The sequence below is a fragment of the Aerosakkonema funiforme FACHB-1375 genome (assembly GCF_014696265.1).
GTDB lineage: Bacteria > Cyanobacteriota > Cyanobacteriia > Cyanobacteriales > Aerosakkonemataceae > Aerosakkonema > Aerosakkonema funiforme_A.
This window is the reverse complement of the sequence record NZ_JACJPW010000131.1, coordinates 1-21687: the sequence shown is the minus strand read 5'-3', so window position 1 is coordinate 21687 and position 21687 is coordinate 1. Positions and strand designations below refer to the sequence as shown.

Genomic DNA, 21687 nt, shown 5'->3' with positions numbered 1-21687 from the left:
TTGCCTCAAATACCAACATACTTAGGCTGAGTGATTTAGCATAAGCGTATTATAGCCAAAGAAAGCCGTCCTAGAAGGACGGGGCTTTAGACCCATTATTTTGGTAACTGCTGGGGAAGAATACGAAGCCGATTTAGTCGCCAAGGTGAGGTTTCATGGTCAAGAGTCATTTTTCTTGATTCACACGGAACACCAATCCGAAGCGCGAGGGAACTTCAGCAAACGGATGTTTCGCTATTTTGCCCTTTTGTACGAGAAACACGATTTACCGATTTATCCCATTGCCTTATTTTCCTACGATGTGCCGCAACGTCCAGAGCCAACTTGCCATCGGGTTGATTTCCCCGATTTGCGAGTGCTGGAGTTTAATTATCGGGTAATTCAGCTAAATCGCCTCAATTGGCGCGATTTTCTGCGTTACCAAAATCCCGCAGCCAGCGCGTTAATGGCCAAAATGAAAATAGCGCCAGAGGATCGACTGCGAGTGAAATCTGAATGTTTGCGCTTGATGGCTACTTTAAAGCTCGATCGAGCGCGAATGCGTTTGATTTCCGGGTTTGTTGACACTTACCTGCGCTTATCTGCTGAGCTTCGTAGAGTTTGAGAGCCATCGCATTCGCTATTGCCCACCATCTTAGCGATCGTTTTGCCTGCGATCGCTAAAATATAAACTAAATATCAGCTAACTCTCAAAACCGACTCTTAACTATGACCCTCAAAGAATTAGAGCCCCAACTCCTTGCCTTAAATCCAGCCGAAAAAGCTCAAGCAATCCAACTATTAGTCCAAAGTTTAACTAACACTTGGCAAGGAATAGAAAAAACTCCTGGCGTGTGTGGTGGCGAAGCTTGTATCGCCAAAACTCGCATCCCTGTTTGGGTACTGGTGAATGCTCGCCGTTTAGGTATCAGCGAAGAACAATTATTATATGACTATCCAACTCTATCTGCTGCCGATTTAGCAAATGCTTGGGCTTATGCAGAAGCTTTTCCTAACGAAATTGAAATAGCGATCGACAAAAATGAGGAAGATTAACTGATGGCGCGTCTTTATGCAGACGAACAATTCCCAAGACTGGTAGTAGAATTGTTACGAAGTTTCGGTCACGACGTTTTGACAGTACAGGAAGCAGGAAAGGCAAATCTTAAGATTCCCGATGAAGAAGTTTTAGCATTTGCTGTCAGTGAAAAACGCGCTGTTTTGACTTTAAATAGAGAAGATTTCTTCCGACTTCACCGCTTACGACCAGAACACTTTGGGATTATTGCTTGCAAAGACGACTCGAATAGAGAGCGAATGGCGGCACGTATTAACGAAGCAATTTATGCTGAGGAAAGCTTGCAAGGAAAATTGATTCGCGTGATTCGTCCGTCTAGATAAATGGGAGGCGATCGCTTCCCACTCAAAACACATAAAGCTTCGTTTGTCAAGCTTATTTTACCAGCGAGTTAGTGCCGCTTTTCCCTTCACTCATATTTTCTTTGCGGTACAAATCTTTTTTCCCAATTCCGCAACAGCGATAAAATGTAACGGACTGTAACTTATAATGAGAACGACAAAGACGCAAGCACGAGTAAGGGTAGAACCATCGAATGCGAGTTGCGATCGCTGGAGCGGGTCTAGCAGGACTTTCCTGCGCCAAATATCTCACGGATGCGGGTTACACCCCGATAGTATTGGAACGCCGAGATGTACTGGGCGGTAAAGTTGCCGCATGGAAAGACGCAGACGGCGACTGGTACGAAACCGGACTGCATATATTTTTCGGGGCATACCCGAATATGTTGCAGCTCTTCCAAGAACTGGGCATCGAAGATCGGTTGCAGTGGAAAGAACACACGATGATCTTTAACCAACCAGATGCCCCCGGTACCTACTCTCGCTTTGACTTTCCCGATATCCCGGCACCGTTTAACGGAGTTGCAGCAATTCTCGGCAACAACGATATGCTCACCTGGCCAGAAAAGATCCAGTTTGGGCTGGGACTCATTCCTGCCATGATTAAGGGGCAGAAGTATGTCGAGGAAATGGACAAATATTCATGGTCGGATTGGTTAAAAAACCATAACATCCCTTTGCGGGTAGAAAAAGAAGTATTCATCGCTATGTCCAAGGCGCTGAACTTTATTAACCCCAATGAAATTTCTTCTACAGTACTGCTCACCGCTCTCAATCGCTTCCTCCAGGAAAAGAACGGTTCCAAGATGGCATTCTTGGATGGTTCTCCAACTGAACGCCTGTGTCAGCCGATCGTAGATTACATCACGGCACGGGGCGGCGAAGTGCGGTTAAATGCTCCAGTCAAAGAGTTTTTGCTCAATGAGGATGGCACTGTCAAAGGTTTCCTCATGCGCGGTTTAGATGGTGCAGCAGATGAAATTTTAACCGCCGATATTTACGTTTCCGCCATGCCAGTAGATCCGCTGAAGGTGATGCTACCCGAACAGTGGAAGCAAATGGAATTCTTCCAAAAGCTAGAGGGGTTAGAAGGTGTGCCGGTCATAAACCTGCATTTGTGGTTCGATCGCAAACTCACAGATATCGACCATTTACTATTCTCCCGTTCCCACCTGCTCAGCGTTTACGCTGATATGAGCAACACCTGTCGGGAATACGCCAATCCCGATCGCTCCATGCTGGAATTAGTCTTAGCACCAGCACAAGATTGGATCTCCAAATCCGATGCAGAAATTGTGGCGGCAACAATGGAAGAACTCAAAAAACTCTTCCCCGACCACTTCGCCACAGATAACCCAGCCAAATTACTTAAATATCACGTCGTAAAAACCCCGCGCTCAGTCTACAAGGCAACTCCAGGACGACAGGCGCACCGACCATCCCAGAAAACACCGATAGCAAATTTTTATCTTGCTGGTGATTTCACCATGCAACGTTACCTAGCGAGTATGGAAGGAGCAACACTTTCTGGTAAGCTGACAGCGCAGGCGATCGCTGAAGCTCACCCCCAAACCGAGTCACAAGCAACCAAAATCCCGACAATCTCCCAGCCTGCGACAAATGCTGCAACTGTCTAATACCCCTCGTATGAGAACGCTGGCCTCTTTGGAGAACGCTTACGAACTCTGTCGTCAGATTACTGCCAAATACGGCAAGACATTTTATTTGGGCACCTTATTGATGCCAGAAGATAAGCGTCGCGCCATCTGGGCAATTTACGCATGGTGCCGTCGCACCGATGAACTGGTGGATGGCCCCCAGGCCAGTACGACAACGCAAGAAACTTTGGATAGCTGGGAACGCCAGTTAGAATCCGTGTTTGCCGGTCATCCCGTGGACGATCAAGATGTGGCTTTAGTCGATACGGTGCAACATTTCCCGATCGATATTCAGCCATTTCGGGACATGATCGAAGGGCAACGAATGGACTTATACCGCAGTCGGTATCAAACTTTTGAGGAATTGAACCTCTACTGTTACCGAGTGGCGGGGACAGTTGGGTTGATGTCCACAGCGGTGCTGGGGGTGGATGGCTCCGATCGCACAGCGCCTTGGAACAAGGACGATCGAATTTACATTCCCACAGAAGAGGCGATCGCATTGGGAGTTGCCAAACAGCTGACCAATATTCTCCGCGATGTTGGCGAAGATGCCCGTCGGGGTCGCATCTACATTCCCTTAGAAGAATTAGCTTTGTTTAATTACACGGAGGAAGACCTCTTCAAAGGTGTAGTTGATGACCGCTGGCGCGAATTGATGCGCTTCCAAATTCAACGGGCACGCAAGTATTTTGCCATCTCGGAAAAAGGTATCAAGGCACTCAACCCCGATGCGCGTTGGCCAGTTTGGGCGGCGATGATGCTCTATCAGCAGATTTTAGATGCGATCGAACGCAATCAGTACGATGTCTTCGGGCAAAGAGCTTATGTTTCTACCCCCCGCAAGATGCTGTGTTTGCCGATCGCTGCTATGCGAGCAAAAGTGCTTTAGCTTCCCCTGCCAATGTGGCAGCATATTTTGTGTCCGATCTCAAACAATAGGCGCAGTTGTTTTATTACCACAACCGCGTCTATTTATCAATAATTACCACCAAGTAAAGCTGTGAGGCCAGTTTTTTAACTTTGGATCTAAACAAAGGGGTTTCAAGCCTCCCATTTTAAGGGCAATCATCAAAAAATTTTGACGAATATTGTAGAGATGTTTCATAAAACGTCTCTACAATATTCAAAGCCCAGCCAATCCAAAATCCAAAATCTAAAATGCTTTTTCAGCCTCAGTTTGCCGCTTCGTCAAGATTGACGTGTCCTTGGAAAGCGCCGCTAGGCGAAGTTGCCGCCTCAGCCTTTTCCGTGGAGAGCGCAAATTGGACTGCTGGCTCTTGTTCCATCATTTCCTGATGGCGTGCCACATTGGGAAACTCGCTCGCTACATCGAACAAGCGTTTTCCCCAGCGGGACATAGCATAAAGGTACGGATCGAGTACGCTGCGCGTGCCGTTGAGTAGATACTCGTGGCCTTCCAAATTATCGTTCACGAAGGCGAACTGCTTCTTAATTTGCTCTACTGCTGCCTCTTTGACTGAGGGATAGGATGCTTCGTCTTTTACGTAGCGGAAGGCGACAAAGTAGGGGTAAAAGGCAACGTGAAAGCCACTTCCCAAGTAAGAAAGCCATTGGTGCAGCGAATCGCGATCGGCTGAGCCGATCGGTGGCACAAGCCCTTTATCTGGCTGTCGTTCTGCTAAATGCAGCAAAACAGCGCTATTTTCTGCCACAAATCTGCTGCCTGTACGTAAAGCAGGCACTTTACCTTGGGGATTGACTCGACGAAACGTTTCTCCGGCACGCACTGCTGGGTCTACACGGCACAGTTGATATGGCTCACCCAGCCACTCCAGCACAACCTGGCCTGACAGAGAACACGCTCCGGGACTGTAGAAGTAGAGAATATCCATTTCGATGCTTAAAACTCAAGAATTTTTAAGATTCTGCGAGCATTGCTAGCAGGATTAGCACAAAAGTCATGACTATCGTCTTGAGATATTTTACCAGACTCAAAATTACAGATTTTCTCTCTCAATATTAAGAATTGTCCAGATTAGCAATACGCGGCAATAATTTGCACAAAATATATTAACGCCCAACCTCTAGCTGGTTGAGCGAACAGACTGCGCGATCGCAACCTTTATTCTTTAGCTCAATATCGATCGGCTTACTGGGCGGCTTTCCCTTTTTCCAAAGCTTTTTTGACCAGATCGTCAGAAACGTTGCCGACACCTTCAGATGCAGGGTTAACATCCCTTGCCATATCTATGTAGTCATCTGGGTTGTCGGTCGGTTCTGCTTTAAATGTGGTTTCTTGCGGTTGGCGTACTTCAAATTGAGGTGCTGTCGCCGCTGCTGCCGCTTGTGTACCTGCCCCCGTGCGATCGATCTCGCTAACGCTGAAAGCTTTTGATGCTTCGTAATCAGCATTTACATCAACTTCTGGAGCTTTCTCTGCACCTGCAACTATATTTTCAGCCGCTAGCTGAGCGTCATGGGTTGGTGCTTCGTTTGGTTTGGGATTCACTTTTTCAGCCATAATTTTCTCCTATTTTTAGCTCGCGAGTTTGCTAAAAAAAATTGCTGCCCCACGAGTGGTTGGTATTTTTCTATTCGTGCAATTAATACTAACTAAACCTCATCGCTCTTTTCGACTCTCTTAGGATAGATATCCTATCGCTGTTTTAAAAATAATTTATCTACCAAAATGAAGGGAGGAAACTATTTCTCTTGGTGGGCGATTACCATAAAATAAATCTGATATTTCTAAAAGGAAATAGTTAAATTTCATGGGAAAAGTTCATGATTGCAGGCCAAAACACCATCAAGTCTCAAGCTCTTTCACAAGAAACACAAAAAGTTGTGGGTGCCTTTGAAGCGCTGAATACCGACGCTAAATTAGCGCTGCTTTATTTTATTTATGAAAAAATGGGAGACTCAATCACGCCAGCAGCCCCAACAGCAACCGATCCCGAACTAGCACCTAAATTGCTGGGAGACTTTTACGAATTATCAGATGACGATCAGCTGGCAGTAATGCGCCAAATTGTGAATCGCGAAGACACAGAATATTCCCGTGCCTACGGTGCTTTAAAAGAAAACAATCAGTTGATGGTTTGGTATGCTTGGGCGCAGGCTATGGGTGAAACAGTAGTAGACTTGCCCCAAGGTTATCAAGCAACGAAAGCGATCGACGATGCCCTTTCCCAAATTGAAAAACTGGACTTTGAAGGACAAATCTCGGTTTTGCGTACAGTAGCCGCTAACATGGGCTACACCGACGTTAAGCCAATTCCCAGTCAAGCTGAAACAGGTAAAACGCCCAGTCTGTAGATTGCCAGGTATAGAATAACAGCAGGGCTATCTAGCTTACCAGATAGCCCTGCCTTTATCGGTGTTAAATCGTAAATTAGAGCCCCGGAAGCTCGAGCCCGCTGGTCAACTCTTCCATACGACTCCGCATCGTTGCAGTAGATTTTTCATAAGCATCTTTCATCGCCGCCGCAACAGTTGCAGAAAGGGCTTCTGCTCCTTGTCCGAGAGCGTCTGGAGAAATTACAACGCTACGGGGTTCTTGGTTACCGTTGAGAACGACCTTGACCAAACCGTCTTGAGACTTTCCTTCAATTTGCATTTGCTCCAATTCTTCTTGAAGCTTTTTTGCACCTTCCTGAACCTGCTGAGCTTTCTTAAAAGCTTCGGCTAGTTCTTTCATTTTTCCCAGACCGAAGCCGAATCCCTGTTTCTGTGACATAGCTTGATTGACTGCGTGTACCTACCTGATTTTGACACAGGCGATCGATAATAGGCGAAGAGTTATGGCTAATACAGCTCGCCAATTACCCATCACCTCTAAACAGGTTGAAAGTCTCCGAGAATTTTCACCTCCGGTTCTAACCGCAAAGACCAATGTTCCTCGACTTTATACTGCACATAGCGAATCAGTTGAAAGATATCGTTAGCCGTTGCCCCGCCGCTATTGAGAATAAAATTAGCGTGGCGTTCTGCGACGGTAGCACCGCCGATGCGATGACCTTTGAGACCGATTTGCTCAATTAACCACCCAGCTGCGTGGGGTTTTGGATTGCGAAACACACTGCCGCAGCTAGGCTTGTTATAAGGCTGGGTACTGTGACGCTGCCTGAGATGTTGGGCAGTTGATGCCATCACCGTTGCTGGGTCTGCTCCCGTTTCCAGTTGGAAAGTAACCTGCGTTACCAAACGTTTGTCACCTTGCAGTATAGAGGTGCGGTAGCTGTAACCCAGGTCTTCGCGAGTGAGAACTTGAATACTACCGTCCGGGCAAAGTACGTGAGCGTTGACCAGAGTATCCGCAGTACAGCTATTGTGAGCGCCTGCATTCATAACCGCAGCACCGCCAACAGTGCCAGGAATGCCAACTGCCCATTCCAGACCTTGCCAACCGCGCTCAGCGGCTTGCCATGCCAGACGCACTAGGGGTTCTCCAGCAGCGGCAGTCACTTGACCGGTTTGTGGGTCGAAGTGAGTGGAACGAAGATGGCGAGTGCAGATGACAAGACCGGACAGACCGCGATCGCTCACCAGCAAGTTTGAGCCTGCGCCCAGCAGAGTAATCGGTAGATCTTTGGATATTGCCCATTCAAAACTTGCTTCTAACTCGCTCAACTGCCTGGGAGCGACATACCACTCTGCTGGGCCACCTACTTTAAACGAAGTCAGGCTGGCCAGAGAAACCCCAGACTTAATCGCACACTCCGTACCGGGAAGATAAAGAGACGTTTCTTTTGGCTGATTGATTTTGATGTGAGGGGCTTGGGAGCTAGCCACTTTGAGTGCTTGGGAGAAGTGATTGGAGACAGTCATAGCTGATTGCATATGCCCTAAAACCTGGAGGCAAACATATTTTTTGGCACTTTCTTAGGCGCTGCGGCGACATTCTTGATGTACATCTCGACCGACCTTTTGATAAAAGGCGATCACTTCCGGGATTGCCTGATTGAGATTTCCAGCTCCCAGAAACAGGGCTAGATCGCCAGGGCGGAGATTTTGAGTCAGAAAGTCATACACCGACTCAAGAGAAGGTTGGTACGTCACTTGAGGGTGATGTTTGGCAATCTCTTCCGCCACCAGCTCGCCGCTGATTTGGCCTGGGTTTTGTTCGCCTGCGCTGTAGATATCCGTGACGATCGCCAGGTCGGCATTTTGGAAGCACTGACCGAATTCCGATAAAAACGTCAGCGTGCGACTGTAACGGTGAGGTTGGAAGATAGCTACAACCCTTCCAGACGAAGACTGCCTCAATTCCTTCGCTTGAATGCGTGCGGCTGCTAGCGTAGCGCTAATTTCGCTGGGGTGATGGGCATAGTCATCGATAAACCGGATGCCATTGACCTCTCCGCGATTTTCAAAGCGACGGCGAGCTCCTTCAAAGGTGGCGATCGCTTGCGCGATCGTCGCAAATTCCAAGCCTAAGTGGCGACCGACAGCTACCGCTGCCAATGCGTTACTGAGATTGTGTCGGCCCAGCAACTTCAAATTCAACTGCCCCAGGACTTTTCCTCGCTCCCAAACCCTTGCCGTAGTGCCATCAGCACGATACACCGCACAATCTGCGGTGTAGTCAGCCCCAGAATCCGGCTGTAGGCTGTAGCTAATTGTCGGTTTTAACCTATCTCGTACAGTAGCGCAGTCAATGCAGCCAACTGTGGTTTGGCATCGTTGTCCAAATACTTGGAATGTGGCAATCACCTCTTCCAAGTTTTCGTAGTGGTCTGGATGATCGAGTTCGATGTTGGTCACCACCCCAATTTGGGCGGCTAGCTTGACCAGAGAGCCATCAGATTCATCTGCCTCGGCTACTAGATATTGACCTTCTCCCATACGGGCATTACCTTCCCATGCGGCCACCTCGCCTCCAACTACAATCGTCGGGTCTAAACCGGCCACCAGCAACAAATATCCGATCATACTGCTGGTGGTAGTTTTGCCGTGGGTACCTGCTACCGCTATGCTGCGGTAATCCTGTATTAGGGCAGCCAGCAAATCCGATCTGTGGAAAATGGGACAACCTAACTCAAGCGCAGCTCGATACTCCGCATTAGCTGGATTAATTGCTGTCGAACAAATAACTTGAGGCAAAACAGCTGTTGGGAGCGAGACTAAAGCGCGACCTTCGTGGAATGAGGCTTGCTCCGTCATTCTGAGAGTAGGTGAGCCCACAGTAACCGTAGCGGTCGCCTCGGATGCACGAGCCGAATCTGCGGTCAGCCGAAAGAACTCCAAATTTGTGGCGTCTTGACTGCCAAAGATATGAGCCCCTATTGCCTGTAAACGCTGAGTAATGTGATTTGGGCGAATATCCGATCCGGATACAGGCAGTTTCCGTTTCGCTATCACGTAGGCGAGAGCTGACATTCCGATCCCACCAATACCGATGAAATGAAATGGTCTCCCGCTAAAATCTACAGAATTTAGCATCTTAGCTCCTTACACACCACACAAACACCGCACTGCACCCATAACAGGCGATATCATAGCAGGAATTATTTTTTCACGATACAGGTTTAATGCTGATTCACCTTCCTAGCCAAAATATCTATCTCCTGAGAATAGATGCAGTTACGCTAGAGGTTAAAGCATTTTTTGACAGTTTTTCTAAAGGTACTGTATTTTCATCTTTAAGCGCCAAGTATATGCCTGCTCCGGAAAATTTTGGCACCACAGACTTACCAGGATAGTATATCGGCTCCTGGGCACGAGATGGAAAAACGATCTGGAAGCGATCTGCCCGAGTTTAAAATTGAACCGGGATGCTGAGCGACAAAAAGCTACTATTCATTTATGCGGAAAGTGGCAATCTTCGGTGGTACCTTCGATCCCGTACACTGGGGACATCTATTAATCGCAGAGACTGCTTTGTCTGAGCTAGCGTTAGATCTGGTCATCTGGGTACCAGCTCGCTGCCCTCCTCACAAATTGCACTCTTGTTGGTTGGATTTCGATCTACGTTGGCAATTAGTGCAATTAGCTACTTACGATCGCCCAGATTTTCTCCTCTTACCAAAGGAAAAACAACTTATCGGTTCTTCTTATGCGATCGAGACGCTAGAAGATCTGCGCTCGCTTTACCCGAATACCCACTGGTACTGGATTATTGGCTCAGACGCCTTTCAAACTTTACCCAAATGGTATCGGCGTCAGGAAATCGTACCAGCGTGCGATTGGCTGGTAGCGCCGCGCCCGCGATGTTTGACCGACTTTGTGGGCGATCGATCTGCCTCTGTTGATTTCCTCTGCCAGCAGGTAGTTCAACAACTTAATTCTCAGTGCATAGAAATTCGCTGGCAGGTTCTGCAAATGCCCAGTGTGGAAGTATCATCCAGTCTGATTCGTCAGTACTGCCGCCAGTCGAGATCGATTCGCTATCTGGTTCCTGAAGCCGTAAGAACTTACTTGGAGGCAGAACAAGGCATCCGCCCCATTGTGTAGGCAAAATTCATCTCCTGACGATCCCAAACAGTACGATCCCCTACCCCTAAATACAGTTCGATTTGTCGTTCGATTTGTCCACCCTTTGCGATATGATGTGGTTCATCACTAGGGATTGATTAATCGAGTAGATAGAGGGCAAGACGCAGTGATTAGAGTAGCGATCAACGGTTTTGGACGCATCGGGCGTAACTTTATGCGCTGCTGGCTGGGCAGAGAAAATAGCCAAATCGATCTAGTTGCTATTAACGACACCTCTGACCCAAAAACCAACTCCCACCTGCTAAGGTATGACACGATGCTGGGGAAGTTGAATGCCGATATTAGTTATGATGACAACTCCATCACCGTAAATGGCAAGACGGTGAAATGCGTATCCGATCGCAATCCGGAAAACTTGCCCTGGAAAGAATGGGAAATTGACCTGATCATTGAATCGACAGGTGTGTTTGTCAGCAAGGAAGGCGCTACCAAGCACTTAAATGCTGGCGCGAAGAAAGTTCTGATTACCGCTCCCGGTAAAAATGATGACGGCACTTTTGTGGTAGGAGTCAATCAAGACGAATACGACCACCATAAGCACTGGATCATCAGCAATGCTAGCTGTACGACCAACTGTCTGGCACCCATTGCCAAGGTGCTGCACGAAAAATTCGGCATCATCAAAGGCACGATGACTACCACCCACAGCTACACGGGCGACCAACGCTTGCTGGATGCTTCTCACCGGGATTTGCGTCGGGCACGGGCAGCAGCAATGAACATCGTACCAACTTCGACCGGCGCTGCTAAAGCAGTGGCTCTGGTAGTACCGGCCCTGAAAGGCAAACTGAACGGCATCGCTTTGCGCGTACCAACTCCTAACGTTTCTGTGGTGGATTTGGTGGTGCAAGTCGAAAAGAATACGTTTGCAGAAGAAGTAAACCAAGTTCTTAAGGAAGCCGCAGAAGGCCCTCTGAAAGGGATTCTGGAATACAGCGACCTGGAGCTGGTTTCTTCTGACTATCGCGGTACCGATGCTTCTTCGATCGTCGATGCTAGTCTGACGATGGTGATGGGCAACGATATGGTTAAGGTGGTAGCTTGGTACGACAACGAGTGGGGTTACAGCCAACGAGTTGTGGATTTGGCAGAACTGGTAGCTCAGAAGTGGGTTAATTAGTTAGTCTATCGCTCAGTCATTAGGGTGGGCACCGCCCACCCCATTTGCCGCTAAGCTCAACCGCTAGCTCTAGCTAGCAGAGGCGCTGCATTGAGTAAAGTTTGCGTGTAATAATGCTGGGGATTTGTAAAAATGTCGTCGGTTTTACCTAGTTCGACGATGCGACCGGCATTCATAACGGCGATGCGATCGCAGAAAAATCTCGCCACCCAAAGGTCGTGAGTAATAAACAAATAGGTGAGATCGAATTCTGCCTTTAGTTCCAACATTAATTCCAGTACCTGGGTCTGGACGTGAGCGTCGAGCATACTGACCGGTTCGTCGCAGATAATCAGTTTGGGACGGGTAATCAAGGCGCGTGCGATCGCCACCCGCTGTTGCTGTCCTCCAGATAGATCGGAGGGATAGCGGTGGTAATATTCAGATGACGGTGTTAAACCAACCCGCTCCAACATCTGTATGACTCGCTCTTTTGCTTCATCTTGACTGGCGAGTTTGTGAATATACAGGGGATCGGCGATACTCTGTCCGATCGTCATACGCGGATTGAGGCAAGCGTGAGGGTCTTGAAATACCATTTGGATTTGTCGCCGCGTCAGTCGCATGGATTCGGCAGACAAGTTCGTGAGTTCCTGTCCGAGAAACTCTACATTTCCAGAAGTCGGCTTTTTCAGCTGCAAAATGGTTCTGGATAGGGTACTCTTCCCGCAACCGGATTCTCCCACCAATCCCAGGATTTCACCTGGGTACAGCTCTAAGCTGACATCATCTACGGCTTTGATAACTGGGATATTTTTGGCAAAGAACTGGGTGAGAAAATTTCCTTCTAAGCTATAGTGCTGTTTTAAATCCTTAACCCGCAGAATAGGAGATGGGGAAGTACTTGCTTGCAAAGAGGTAAGTACTATTTTCTCCCCCACTCCCCCACTCCCCTGCTCTCCCGCTCCCTTATCGCTGACGGCTTGAATGTGAAGAGCTGCTTGCAGGAGCGATCGCGTATATTCATGTTGGGGATGTTGGAGAACTGAGTCGGTGGAACCAGTTTCGACCATTTGTCCGGCATACATCACCGCCATACGATCGCAGTATTCTCCTACCATTGCCAGATCGTGGGAAATTAGGAGTAAAGCCATATCCCGTTCTCGACACAAACGGGTTAGTTCTTCCAAAATCTGTGCCGAAACGGTAACATCCAAACTGGTGGTAGGTTCATCGGCGACAATGAGTTTGGGATTGAGGAGCAAAGCAAGCGCGATCGCCACCCTCTGTCGCATTCCACCGCTAAACTCGTGGGGATATTGCGACCAACGATTTGCCGGAATCTTTACAGCTGCCAGAGTTTCGATCGCCTTTTCTTTAGCTTGACGCCTGGACAAATGCGGTTGATGGGATTTTAGCGTTTCAATACAATGTTCTCCTATTTTCATCAGGGGATCGAGGCGCGTCATTGGGTCTTGAAAAATTAGCGCCACCGCTTCCCCTCGAAATCGGCGCAACGCAGAAGGATTTAGATCGAAAACAGATTGACCTTCAAAATAAACACCCCCTTCCACCTGCGTCGATGGGGGAAGCAACCGCATAGCTGCACGTCCCAGAGTTGATTTGCCGCAGCCAGATTCGCCTACCAATCCCAAACGTTCGCCCGGTTGTAGAGTAAAAGAAACGCCATCCACTGCCCAACGCTGAGGAGGGAGTTCGCCGTTTTTACCGACAAGCTGACTATTGGGATAAGCTACACGCAGATTTTCGACAGAAAATAAAGCTTTACTCATATTGTTTATTTTTTATTGTGGTTCATAGCTCATGGTTCGTGGCGATGAACTATGAACTGTGAACCGCGAACTTGACTTACTTATCAAATCGTCGCATCAGGTAGGTGACGCCAAACTCTCCGTTGGGATGTTGTTCCAAAACTTCTGCTAGTGCAAAGACCATTGTCGCTACTTCTGGCCCTAGTTTGTCAATTGTGGCCTGTCGCTCTTTCTCTGCGTATTCCTGCTCGCGTGCCCGCATTTGCCATTCCGGGGAAAACATTTGTTCAATGGTAGTATGCAGTCCCAGTTTTTCCAAGACCTCCCACTCCCCCTTGTCGCACCAGACGCCGCCACAATAGGTGCAGCGTTCTACGTAAAACGGAGTCCTGTAGTGAACTTTGGCTCGCGATAGGTAGTGCTGACACTCCGGACACAAGGCAGCTTTGTTATCCAAGGGAGGCTGGACAAAATTCACTTTTAGGGTTTGAGCTAGCATCTCCGGCTTCGCGTGCTGTTGAGGTTGACGAATTTGCCAAGTTTGATATTCTTCACCGGGAATCCAATTACCTTGACACTCAGGGCAGCACTTTACAGATAATTTATTGGATAACGTGCCATCAACTAGCGTTATGTTCTTATCTTTTGGACATTGCACAGTTTCTCGATCCTTGCCTAAACTCTATCCCCTATAGATTTTACGGGAGCGGTAAAACCCGTCATCATATTTAAGCAGGTTTGCCCCTACCAGTTGAGTCGCTGTTCTCGATTTGCCGGAGTGCCTGACAGTACTCCATCAAAGTATGAAGCCGATCGCGTATCTGCGCCAACCTAGCTTGTGCTGTTTCGCTTCGTCGTGCTGCTTGCAAAAACATTACGTCCATTAAGAGCAGGCGCATTTGCTTATCGATTTCAGTTAAGTAAGACTGCACGCGAGGCAAGATAGCTGAATCTGGACGATCCCCGCTTAAAGAAGCTATTTGACTCTGAAAAATTTGTTGGGCTGTGCCAAAACTATCTCTCAGTTGCGCTGAGTCGGTGTTGTCTTCAGTAGCTATCTGTTCTAGCCTTTCTAAGGCTAGCTGAAATTTTTGATAGCGATCGCTAATATCTTGCGGCAACATTCAGCAAATCCATCCTTAAGATAGAATCTATGTAAACAATTTTGTCTTTTAACTTAAGACAAGAAAGAACTAAAAGTTACTTGGAGGGTGCTGAGCCATTCCTCGATGCTAGTTGTTTGGGCGCAGAAAAAGCACTTTTTGATTTAAGCGCCATATAGTCTGTTAGTGAAGCCAGCATTTTTGGCATCATGCCCCAGACTTCAGTTTCAGAGCAGAATTTCTGGTTTTAAATGCACCATCCACATTTTGTACTTTTTACCCGTTACCCAGCAGGCAAGAGGGTGAAAGCTTACAGTAAATTTTAGATTTTGGGGAGCGATCGCATTCCCCATTGAGAATATTGTTAAATATACCCTTGATGATTTTCCCCAGTCACAAGGGCAAGGCGCAGACCCAATAAAAGCGGCGAACCAGGGTAAAGACACCGCCACTTTGAGGGCAAGAGTTCTGAGAACCTTACTATTTTTAAGGGTTAAGCTCAAAATTATGAACGCAACGGCTACTACCTCGACTAATTCGACTACCTCGACTAATTCGACTACTTCCAGTAATCACTGTGTAATTCCTGACTGGCTACAGGAATGTTTGTGTGCTGGGCCAGAAGCCTGCGATCCCGCAGACACAGGGTTAATTTGTCGAGCCTTTGAATTTGCTTATAAACTCCACGACGGACAGTATCGCAAATCCGGAGAACCTTATATCTGTCATCCAGTTGCAGTGGCAGGTTTGTTGCGAGATTTAGGCGGATCGGGGGCGATGATCGCAGCTGGATTCCTGCACGATGTCGTTGAAGATACTGATGTCACTGTGGAAGAGATCGAACAGCGGTTTGGCTCAGAAGTGCGTCGATTGGTGGAAGGTGTCACCAAATTGTCTAAGTTTTCGGAAAATTTCTCCAGCAAAACCGAGCGACAAGCGGAAAACTTCCGCCGAATGTTTCTGGCAATGGCTCAAGATATTCGGGTAATTGTGGTGAAACTGGCCGATCGCCTCCATAATATGCGAACGCTAGAACACCTGTCTGACGAAAAGCGTCGCCGCATTGCTCAGGAAACGCGAGAAATTTTTGCTCCTTTGGCCAATCGTCTGGGGATCGGGCGCTTTAAGTGGGAACTGGAAGATTTGGCGTTTAAATATCTGGAAACCGAATCATATCGCCAAATACAGGAGTTAGTTGCTGAAAAGCGCACAGATCGAGAGGAAAGACTCACAAATGTCACAAAAATTCTGCGGGAGCGTCTGGAAGAAACGGGAATTCGTTGCCAGGAGCTGAGCGGTCGTCCCAAGCACCTTTACAGTATTTTCCTGAAAATGCAGCGCCAGCAAAAAGAATTTCATGAAATTTACGATCTGGCGGCAATTCGCATTATTGTCGAGAGCAAAGATGAATGCTATCGCTCTTTAGCAGTTGTTCACGATGCCTTCCGACCGGTTCCTGGCAGATTTAAAGATTACATCGGTTTGCCGAAACCCAACCGCTATCAGTCGCTGCATACTGTAGTTATTGGCCCAACGGGGCGTCCGATCGAGGTGCAGATCCGTACCCAGGAAATGCACCGCATTGCGGAATACGGTATCGCCGCGCATTGGAAATACAAGGAAACCGGTCGTTCTAACACTCAGCTGACAGCATCGGATGAGAAGTTTACCTGGTTGCGGCAGTTGTTGGAATGGCAAAACGATTTGAAAGATGCTCAGGAATATATTGAGAGCGTCAAAGATAATTTATTTGAAGACGATGTGTACGTCTTCACGCCTAAAGGCGATGTGATCTCCCTGAGTCAGAAAGCGACACCAGTCGATTTTGCCTATCGCATCCACACAGAGGTGGGTCATCACTGCGCGGGTGCTAAAGTGAATGGGCGGATGGTGCCGCTGGGTACGCCGTTGAAGAATGGGGATATCGTAGAAATTATCACCCTGAAAAACAGCCACCCCAGTTTGGATTGGCTGAATTTTGTGGTGACTCCTTCCGCCAGAAACAGGATTCGGCAATGGTATAAGCGCAGTCACCGCGACGAAAATGTCGCTCGCGGTCGGGAACTGTTAGAAAAGGAATTGGGTAAAAGCGGTTTTGAAGCTTTGCTGAAGTCTGAACCCATGCAGGCGGTGGCGGAACGATGTAATTACCATAGTGTAGAAGATTTACTGGCTGCTTTGGGTTACGGGGAAGTAACGCTCAACTTAGTGGTAAATCGTATCCGAGAAGCTGTGAAGTCTCAGCAACCTATTGCTCCCGCTCCAGAAGTGTTACCGCCGCTTCCCACAACGCAGCGTTCCAGTGCATCTGCTAATGGCAGTAAGGGTGGGGTACAATCTCGCACGAGCTCGCCGATCGCAGGAGTGGAAGGATTGCTTTATTATCTGGCTGGGTGTTGCAATCCGATTCCCGGCGAAGCGATTATCGGTGTGGTGACGCGCAGCAGTCGGGGTATTTCTATCCACAGGCAGGGATGTAACAATGTGGAAAACGTGCAGGGCGATCGCCTCGTACCTGTGAAGTGGAATCCCACCGACTCGGATGGCGCTCGTCCCCAAACATATCCGGTCAATATTCAAATTGAAGTACTCGATCGCGTGGGAGTTCTTAAAGATATCCTCTCTCGTCTAACCGATAATAATGTCAATGTCCGCAACGCGCAGGTAAAAACCTTTGAGGGACGCCCCGCTTTAATCGATTTGGGCATTGATATCGAAAATTATCAGCAGCTGGAGCGTGTTTTCGTGCAAATTAAGAAAATGAGCGATGTTTTGAATTTGCGTCGCATCAGTCAGGTGGAAGAACAAAAGCTCTAAGTGCTTGACAGTTGCGCTCTGGTTGGTTCTGCTTTTTTGACACTCCCCCGATTTCCTATCGGGGGATTCTTGGTTGAACGAGTCTACTTGGACTGAGTTGCTTGCGGTACTCAACCTAGAGGTGGTTCCTTTCCCAAGCATTACTTCCTCTGTGCCCCAGAGTAGTTGGATTGCGCCAAGATTTGTTTGAATAAAAAGCTGGTCGTCTAGTTTCCATACAAATTTTACCAGCTCCTGAGTATAACTAGAACTGGGGAACAGAACGCTATATTTGCGCTTGTAAAAATCCTAAATTCTCCCCACCTGTTGAGCCACAGCATAAGTTGCAAGGATTAGTATAGGAGAATCTGCGATCGCCTGTATCGTAGAAACCTGCTGTAGGGGAAGCCTTCTCTATTTGTGGGGAACAGGGTAGCAGCAAGCAAACGTCAAAGCCTTTCGGTTCTCAGCCCGATGTCCGCTTTCAGTCTGCTAAATCTAGCAGAACGTAACTGCCCAAACTCATCCTTATCAGTTTTTTAGGATTTTCTTGAATGGCTTTTAATCTCGCCCAGCGCATCTCCTTCGCCGCCACCGCAGTAGCCCTAGCTACTCTTGTACCCGGTATTGCCTTTTCACAAAACTCCAGTCCCAATACTCCTCCCGCACAACCCGCGCAACCCACAAACCCTTCTAATCGTCCAGCTACAGTAGAGGAAGTATTGGGTCTTACTCCTGGGCAGGTGCAACAAATACGAGATATTCTTGTCAACAGACAACAACAAATTGAGTCGGTATTAACTCCAGACCAGCGGAATAGATTTGCCCAAGCAGTTCAATCCGGCCAAAATCCCGGTACAGCACTACGTTCCCTTAATTTAGAACAAGAGAAAATCAATCGGATTCGCTCAATTGTGGAAACTTCTAACCAGCAAATTCGAGGAGTTTTGACAGCAGAACAACTGCAAAGACTGCAACAGCAAGTGCAACAAAATCGTCCCAGCAGTCAAAGGTAGATTATACTCAACTCACAAATCTATAGCAGGGGGGTTATTTTTGAGATAGCCTCCCTTTTCGCATAGCCGTCTAATTTCTGTAAATAACTGGCAAAATTTAAGCAATAGTCAATTTGAATTTAAATGAACTCAGCTACAACCGGAACAAATACAAATTCCTCCAATCCTTTGCTGACACTCAATTATGAACCGGCGTTGGAAGGTTTGGGAGAGGATTATTTCGATCGAGTCGCAGCGGCTGAATTCCCCAGACATATGCTGCGGTTTCGGAACGATCGACTGCTTCCCCTACTGGGACTAGATCCTCAACAAGTAACCGATTACCATTTCATCGAAGCCTTTGGCAAGTTTGAGGGTCGATCGCCTTTTTTAGCGTTGCGCTATCACGGTTATCAATTTGGCGAATACAACCCATTTTTGGGCGATGGCAGAGGTTTTCTCTACGGACAAGTTCGCGGAACTGATGGGGAATTGTACGACTTCGGTACGAAAGGTTCCGGTAGAACGCCTTACTCTCGCGGCGGTGATGGACGATTAACTCTCAAAGGCGGCGTGCGGGAAGTTCTTGCAGCTGAAATGCTGTACCAAATGGGTGTGCGAACATCTCGCTGTTTGAGCATGATTGAAACTGGCGAATCTTTATGGCGGGGAGATGAACCTTCGCCTACTCGGTCATCGGTGATGGTGCGTTTTAATCGTTCGCATATTCGGTTTGGTACGTTTGAGCGTTTGCAATATATCGGTCGCAAGGATTTAATTCAAAAGCTGTTAGACCATGTAATCGCACAGTATTATCCCGCTTTACAAGGAACACCTGACAAGTACTCCCAATTCTACGCACAATTAGTGCAACGGGTGGCAGAATTAGTGGCGCAATGGATGGCGGCTGGTTTTTGTCATGCTGTCTTGAATACAGATAATATGTCAATTACGGGGGAAAGTTTCGATTATGGGCCTTATGCTTTTATCCCTACTTACAATCCCCAATTTACGGCGGCATATTTTGATTATTACGGGCGTTATAGTTACAGCAATCAAGCAAGTATTTGTCATTTGAATTTGGAAATGCTTCAGCAACCATTGGTGGCGGTGATTCCTCTAGCTGATATGGAAGTTGCTTTGGCACAGTTTGAGGAGCATTATCTATCGATGTATAAGCAGTTGATGCTCAATAAGTTGGGTTTTGAGGGAACGCAAAGTGCAGCAGCAGATGAGTTGTTTTTCCTTACTGTTCAACTTTTGAATGATACTCAGGTGGGTTATCACGAGTTCTTTGCGGAATTAAGGCGGCACTTTTCTAGTAAGTGGCGAGAAGATGTCAGTAAGATTTTCAATGGTGCTGCTATTGTACAATCGTTTGAGCAGTCAAATTTGTTCGATAAATGGCGAAATTTATATCATTTGGTGTTGCAGAGTTTGCCTGTTGAGGAGATGGATAAGGTGGAGGGGATGTTGTGCGATCGCAATCCCATAACAGTCATAGTTCGTCCGGTGATAGAATCGATTTGGGAGCCAATTGTACAAGAAGATAATTGGCAGCCTTTTTACGATTTGTTAAAGCGTATTTGGTCTAAAAATTAGGAATTTAATGTCTGTAGGGTGGGCATTGCCCACCTTACTTTAATTATTTTTTTAACGCAAAGGTTCGCAGAGGTTCTCGCAGAGGGACGCAAAGAAGAATAGATATTTACAAAGGCGGTTAGGCTTGGCGCGATCGTTATTAATTTTAAGTGTTATATTTAGCTTATTACGATAATTTGTGAGAGCAAAATTTATAATTTTAGTATTAATAAACTCCGCGATCGCGTTCTAAATCGTAAATCACTTTTTCCCAATACCAATTTTCTGACTTACCTGGATTTTTTTGCTTTTCTTGTTCAATTAACCGCTCAGCAGTAGCCCAATTTCCTCCTACTAAAGTGAGTAGTTTACTTTGCAATTCGTTGCTAACTTTGCCTCTGGGATTCTCTGTAAATTTTTCTGAGGTGCTAGCTTGAGTTTTTGACCTAACTCGAAATTCGATTACATCTTGCTTAATAGTTAAATCGTAGTTCCCAAAAAAGTTTTGTCCCAAAAGTGGAATTGCGCCAATAGCTATTAATAAGTTATGCACTACAATCCCACCAACGGCAATTGAACCTACATTTCCCATGAGCGATTCAATTAATTGTCCGTTGGCGATGACTGCTCTTTCTATCCCAACAGTAACTACATTTAATGTCGCTGCCATTTGTGGGGTTATTGTGGTGTGGGAAGCGCCAGTATCTAAAAGCATTTCAAAAGCGTGCCGATTGTTGAATAACACATCAATTACTGGCGTTCCACCTTCGCGACGTTTGATTTTAACTTGAAATAAATCTGTCTTTGCTTTTAAGGTTTCTTTCGCTTTTGTCAAATAAGTTTCGGTTTTTATTTTTTCATCTAAAGCTTTTTGATAATTAGCAGAATCTCCTCTTTTTTGAAATAGATTTGCGGCTAGTTCAAAATCTGCGATCGCATTAAATTTATCTCCAAAACCAGTACGAGCAATTCCTCTATGATAATAAGCTTCTGCTAAGTTTGGTTTAATGCTTAAGGCTCGATCGAAATCATCAATTGCTCGTAAATGATATCCGAGTTTTGAGTGCATCAAACCTCGTTTGTAGTAAAGTCGATCGTCTTGATAATTAAGTTGCAGCAACCAATCAAAATCCTCAATTGCTGCACCGTACTGTCCCGAAATTCCTTTTTGATATGCTCGCTCAATAAAATCTTCCGCATTAAATTGAGTATTAGTGTGATTGGGATTTTGATTAGCAGGATTTGGCGGCTGTAACTGGCGAATATTATCTAGACACTGACGGCATTTAGCCACATCTTTTTGTTCTAGGTAGATTTCTGCGGCTTTTTTATAGTTAGCGATCGCGGCTTGTATATTGCCCAATTTCCGGCAAGCAGTTGCTCTCAGATTGTAACCTGGTGCATAGTTTGGATTTATTTTTAGTAAGCGATCGGCATCTGCTATTGCTGCTTCAATATTTCCCAAAGCTAAGCGAGCTAGACTTCGCCCGAAGTAAGCTTCTATATTATTAGGATCGATTTGCAAAGCGCGATCGTAATCTTCAATTGCACCCTGTATATCTTGGGAATCAAACTTTGCTAAACCCCGTTGATAGTAGGCGTCACCAAACTGCGGATTTATTCGCAAAACTCGATTAAATTCGTGAATTGCTCCGGAGATGTCGCCCTGACGAAACTTGTCTATACCTCGATTGTAAAATTCTTGCTCCATTGCCAGAGATACAGCGGTTCCCGCTGTAAAGAGGTACAATAAGATATGATTGTTGTAGTCAAAGCTAATGAAAGCATATTCCCTCGATCTGCGGCGAAAAATAGTAACAGCACATT

The 21687-nt window shown here is 46.8% G+C and carries 20 protein-coding genes and 1 pseudogene; 12 read left to right on the top strand and 9 right to left on the bottom strand.

Going from position 1 to position 21687, the window contains the following annotated elements; genetic code table 11:
* Positions 1–103: 103 nt before the first annotated feature.
* The 5 genes and pseudogenes from H6G03_RS32190 to crtB form a co-directional block, all read left to right on the top strand.
* A pseudogene (locus H6G03_RS32190) lies at positions 104–589 on the top strand (Rpn family recombination-promoting nuclease/putative transposase); the annotation flags it as partial.
* Between the two features lie 119 nt (positions 590–708).
* Positions 709–1035, top strand: coding sequence for a DUF433 domain-containing protein (locus tag H6G03_RS32185; protein WP_190474097.1), 327 nt, complete (start codon positions 709–711; stop codon positions 1033–1035).
* 3 nt (positions 1036–1038) lie between these two features.
* Entirely contained in the window at positions 1039–1380 is a 342-nt protein-coding gene (locus H6G03_RS32180) for a DUF5615 family PIN-like protein (protein ID WP_190474095.1), read from the top strand.
* A gap of 212 nt (positions 1381–1592) precedes the next feature.
* Positions 1593–3035, top strand: coding sequence for a 15-cis-phytoene desaturase (gene pds, locus H6G03_RS32175; RefSeq protein ID WP_190474093.1), 1443 nt, complete (start codon positions 1593–1595; stop codon positions 3033–3035).
* On the top strand, positions 3019–3948 hold the full coding sequence (gene crtB / locus H6G03_RS32170; RefSeq protein WP_190474091.1) for a 15-cis-phytoene synthase CrtB: 930 nt from the start codon (positions 3019–3021) through the stop codon (positions 3946–3948). The genes pds and crtB overlap by 17 nt, the downstream gene beginning before the upstream one ends.
* A 283-nt stretch (positions 3949–4231) precedes the next feature.
* Here crtB and H6G03_RS32165 read toward each other — a convergent pair whose 3' ends face one another.
* Complete coding sequence (locus H6G03_RS32165) at positions 4232–4912, bottom strand: glutathione S-transferase family protein (RefSeq protein ID WP_190474089.1); 681 nt, start codon at positions 4910–4912, stop codon at positions 4232–4234.
* A 257-nt stretch (positions 4913–5169) separates the two neighbouring features.
* Entirely contained in the window at positions 5170–5541 is a 372-nt protein-coding gene (locus tag H6G03_RS32160; protein ID WP_190474087.1) for a hypothetical protein, read from the bottom strand.
* 263 nt (positions 5542–5804) lie between these two features.
* Here H6G03_RS32160 and H6G03_RS32155 point away from each other — a divergent pair, with 263 nt between their 5' ends.
* Positions 5805–6335: an orange carotenoid protein N-terminal domain-containing protein gene (locus H6G03_RS32155; RefSeq protein ID WP_190474085.1), complete on the top strand. Its 531-nt coding sequence runs from the start codon at positions 5805–5807 to the stop codon at positions 6333–6335.
* A 76-nt stretch (positions 6336–6411) separates the two neighbouring features.
* On the opposite strand, the gene H6G03_RS32150 is transcribed toward H6G03_RS32155, so the two are convergent.
* The 3 genes from H6G03_RS32150 to murC form a co-directional block, all read right to left on the bottom strand.
* Positions 6412–6756 (bottom strand): YbaB/EbfC family nucleoid-associated protein, encoded by a 345-nt coding sequence (locus H6G03_RS32150; protein ID WP_190474084.1) that lies wholly within the window; start codon positions 6754–6756, stop codon positions 6412–6414.
* Between the two features lie 98 nt (positions 6757–6854).
* Positions 6855–7847: a UDP-N-acetylmuramate dehydrogenase gene (gene murB / locus H6G03_RS32145; protein WP_190474082.1), complete on the bottom strand. Its 993-nt coding sequence runs from the start codon at positions 7845–7847 to the stop codon at positions 6855–6857.
* Between the two features lie 54 nt (positions 7848–7901).
* Positions 7902–9461, bottom strand: coding sequence for a UDP-N-acetylmuramate--L-alanine ligase (gene murC / locus H6G03_RS32140; RefSeq protein WP_190474079.1), 1560 nt, complete (start codon positions 9459–9461; stop codon positions 7902–7904).
* 89 nt (positions 9462–9550) lie between these two features.
* Between murC and H6G03_RS37595 the strand changes: the two genes are divergently transcribed.
* From H6G03_RS37595 to H6G03_RS32130, 3 genes are all read left to right on the top strand, one after another.
* Positions 9551–9721 carry a hypothetical protein gene (locus H6G03_RS37595; protein WP_206756658.1) on the top strand — a complete coding sequence of 57 codons (171 nt, stop codon included), beginning with the start codon at positions 9551–9553 and terminating at the stop codon, positions 9719–9721.
* A gap of 103 nt (positions 9722–9824) precedes the next feature.
* A complete protein-coding gene (gene nadD, locus H6G03_RS32135; protein ID WP_190474077.1) occupies positions 9825–10472 on the top strand; it encodes a nicotinate (nicotinamide) nucleotide adenylyltransferase in 648 nt (215 codons plus the stop codon).
* Positions 10473–10620: 148 nt separating this feature from the next.
* Positions 10621–11634: a type I glyceraldehyde-3-phosphate dehydrogenase gene (locus H6G03_RS32130; RefSeq protein WP_190474076.1), complete on the top strand. Its 1014-nt coding sequence runs from the start codon at positions 10621–10623 to the stop codon at positions 11632–11634.
* 56 nt (positions 11635–11690) lie between these two features.
* Here H6G03_RS32130 and H6G03_RS32125 read toward each other — a convergent pair whose 3' ends face one another.
* The 3 genes from H6G03_RS32125 to patD form a co-directional block, all read right to left on the bottom strand.
* Positions 11691–13406 carry a dipeptide ABC transporter ATP-binding protein gene (locus H6G03_RS32125; protein ID WP_190474073.1) on the bottom strand — a complete coding sequence of 572 codons (1716 nt, stop codon included), beginning with the start codon at positions 13404–13406 and terminating at the stop codon, positions 11691–11693.
* Between the two features lie 76 nt (positions 13407–13482).
* Positions 13483–14043, bottom strand: coding sequence for a zf-TFIIB domain-containing protein (locus H6G03_RS32120; protein WP_190474072.1), 561 nt, complete (start codon positions 14041–14043; stop codon positions 13483–13485).
* Positions 14044–14113: 70 nt separating this feature from the next.
* Positions 14114–14509, bottom strand: a complete 396-nt coding sequence (gene patD / locus H6G03_RS32115; protein WP_190474069.1) for a heterocyst frequency control protein PatD — start codon at positions 14507–14509, stop codon at positions 14114–14116.
* A gap of 486 nt (positions 14510–14995) precedes the next feature.
* Here patD and H6G03_RS32110 point away from each other — a divergent pair, with 486 nt between their 5' ends.
* From H6G03_RS32110 to H6G03_RS32100, 3 genes are all read left to right on the top strand, one after another.
* A complete protein-coding gene (locus H6G03_RS32110; RefSeq protein WP_190474067.1) occupies positions 14996–17305 on the top strand; it encodes a RelA/SpoT family protein in 2310 nt (769 codons plus the stop codon).
* Positions 17306–17838: 533 nt separating this feature from the next.
* The gene (locus H6G03_RS32105; RefSeq protein WP_190474064.1) at positions 17839–18300 is read left to right on the top strand and encodes a Spy/CpxP family protein refolding chaperone; all 462 of its coding nucleotides are present in this window, start codon (positions 17839–17841) and stop codon (positions 18298–18300) included.
* Between the two features lie 123 nt (positions 18301–18423).
* Positions 18424–19881, top strand: a complete 1458-nt coding sequence (locus H6G03_RS32100; protein WP_190474062.1) for a protein adenylyltransferase SelO — start codon at positions 18424–18426, stop codon at positions 19879–19881.
* Positions 19882–20086: 205 nt separating this feature from the next.
* Here the strand turns inward: H6G03_RS32100 and H6G03_RS32095 are convergent.
* On the bottom strand, positions 20087–21687 hold a 1601-nt coding region (locus H6G03_RS32095), incomplete at its 5' end, for a tetratricopeptide repeat protein (protein ID WP_206756657.1).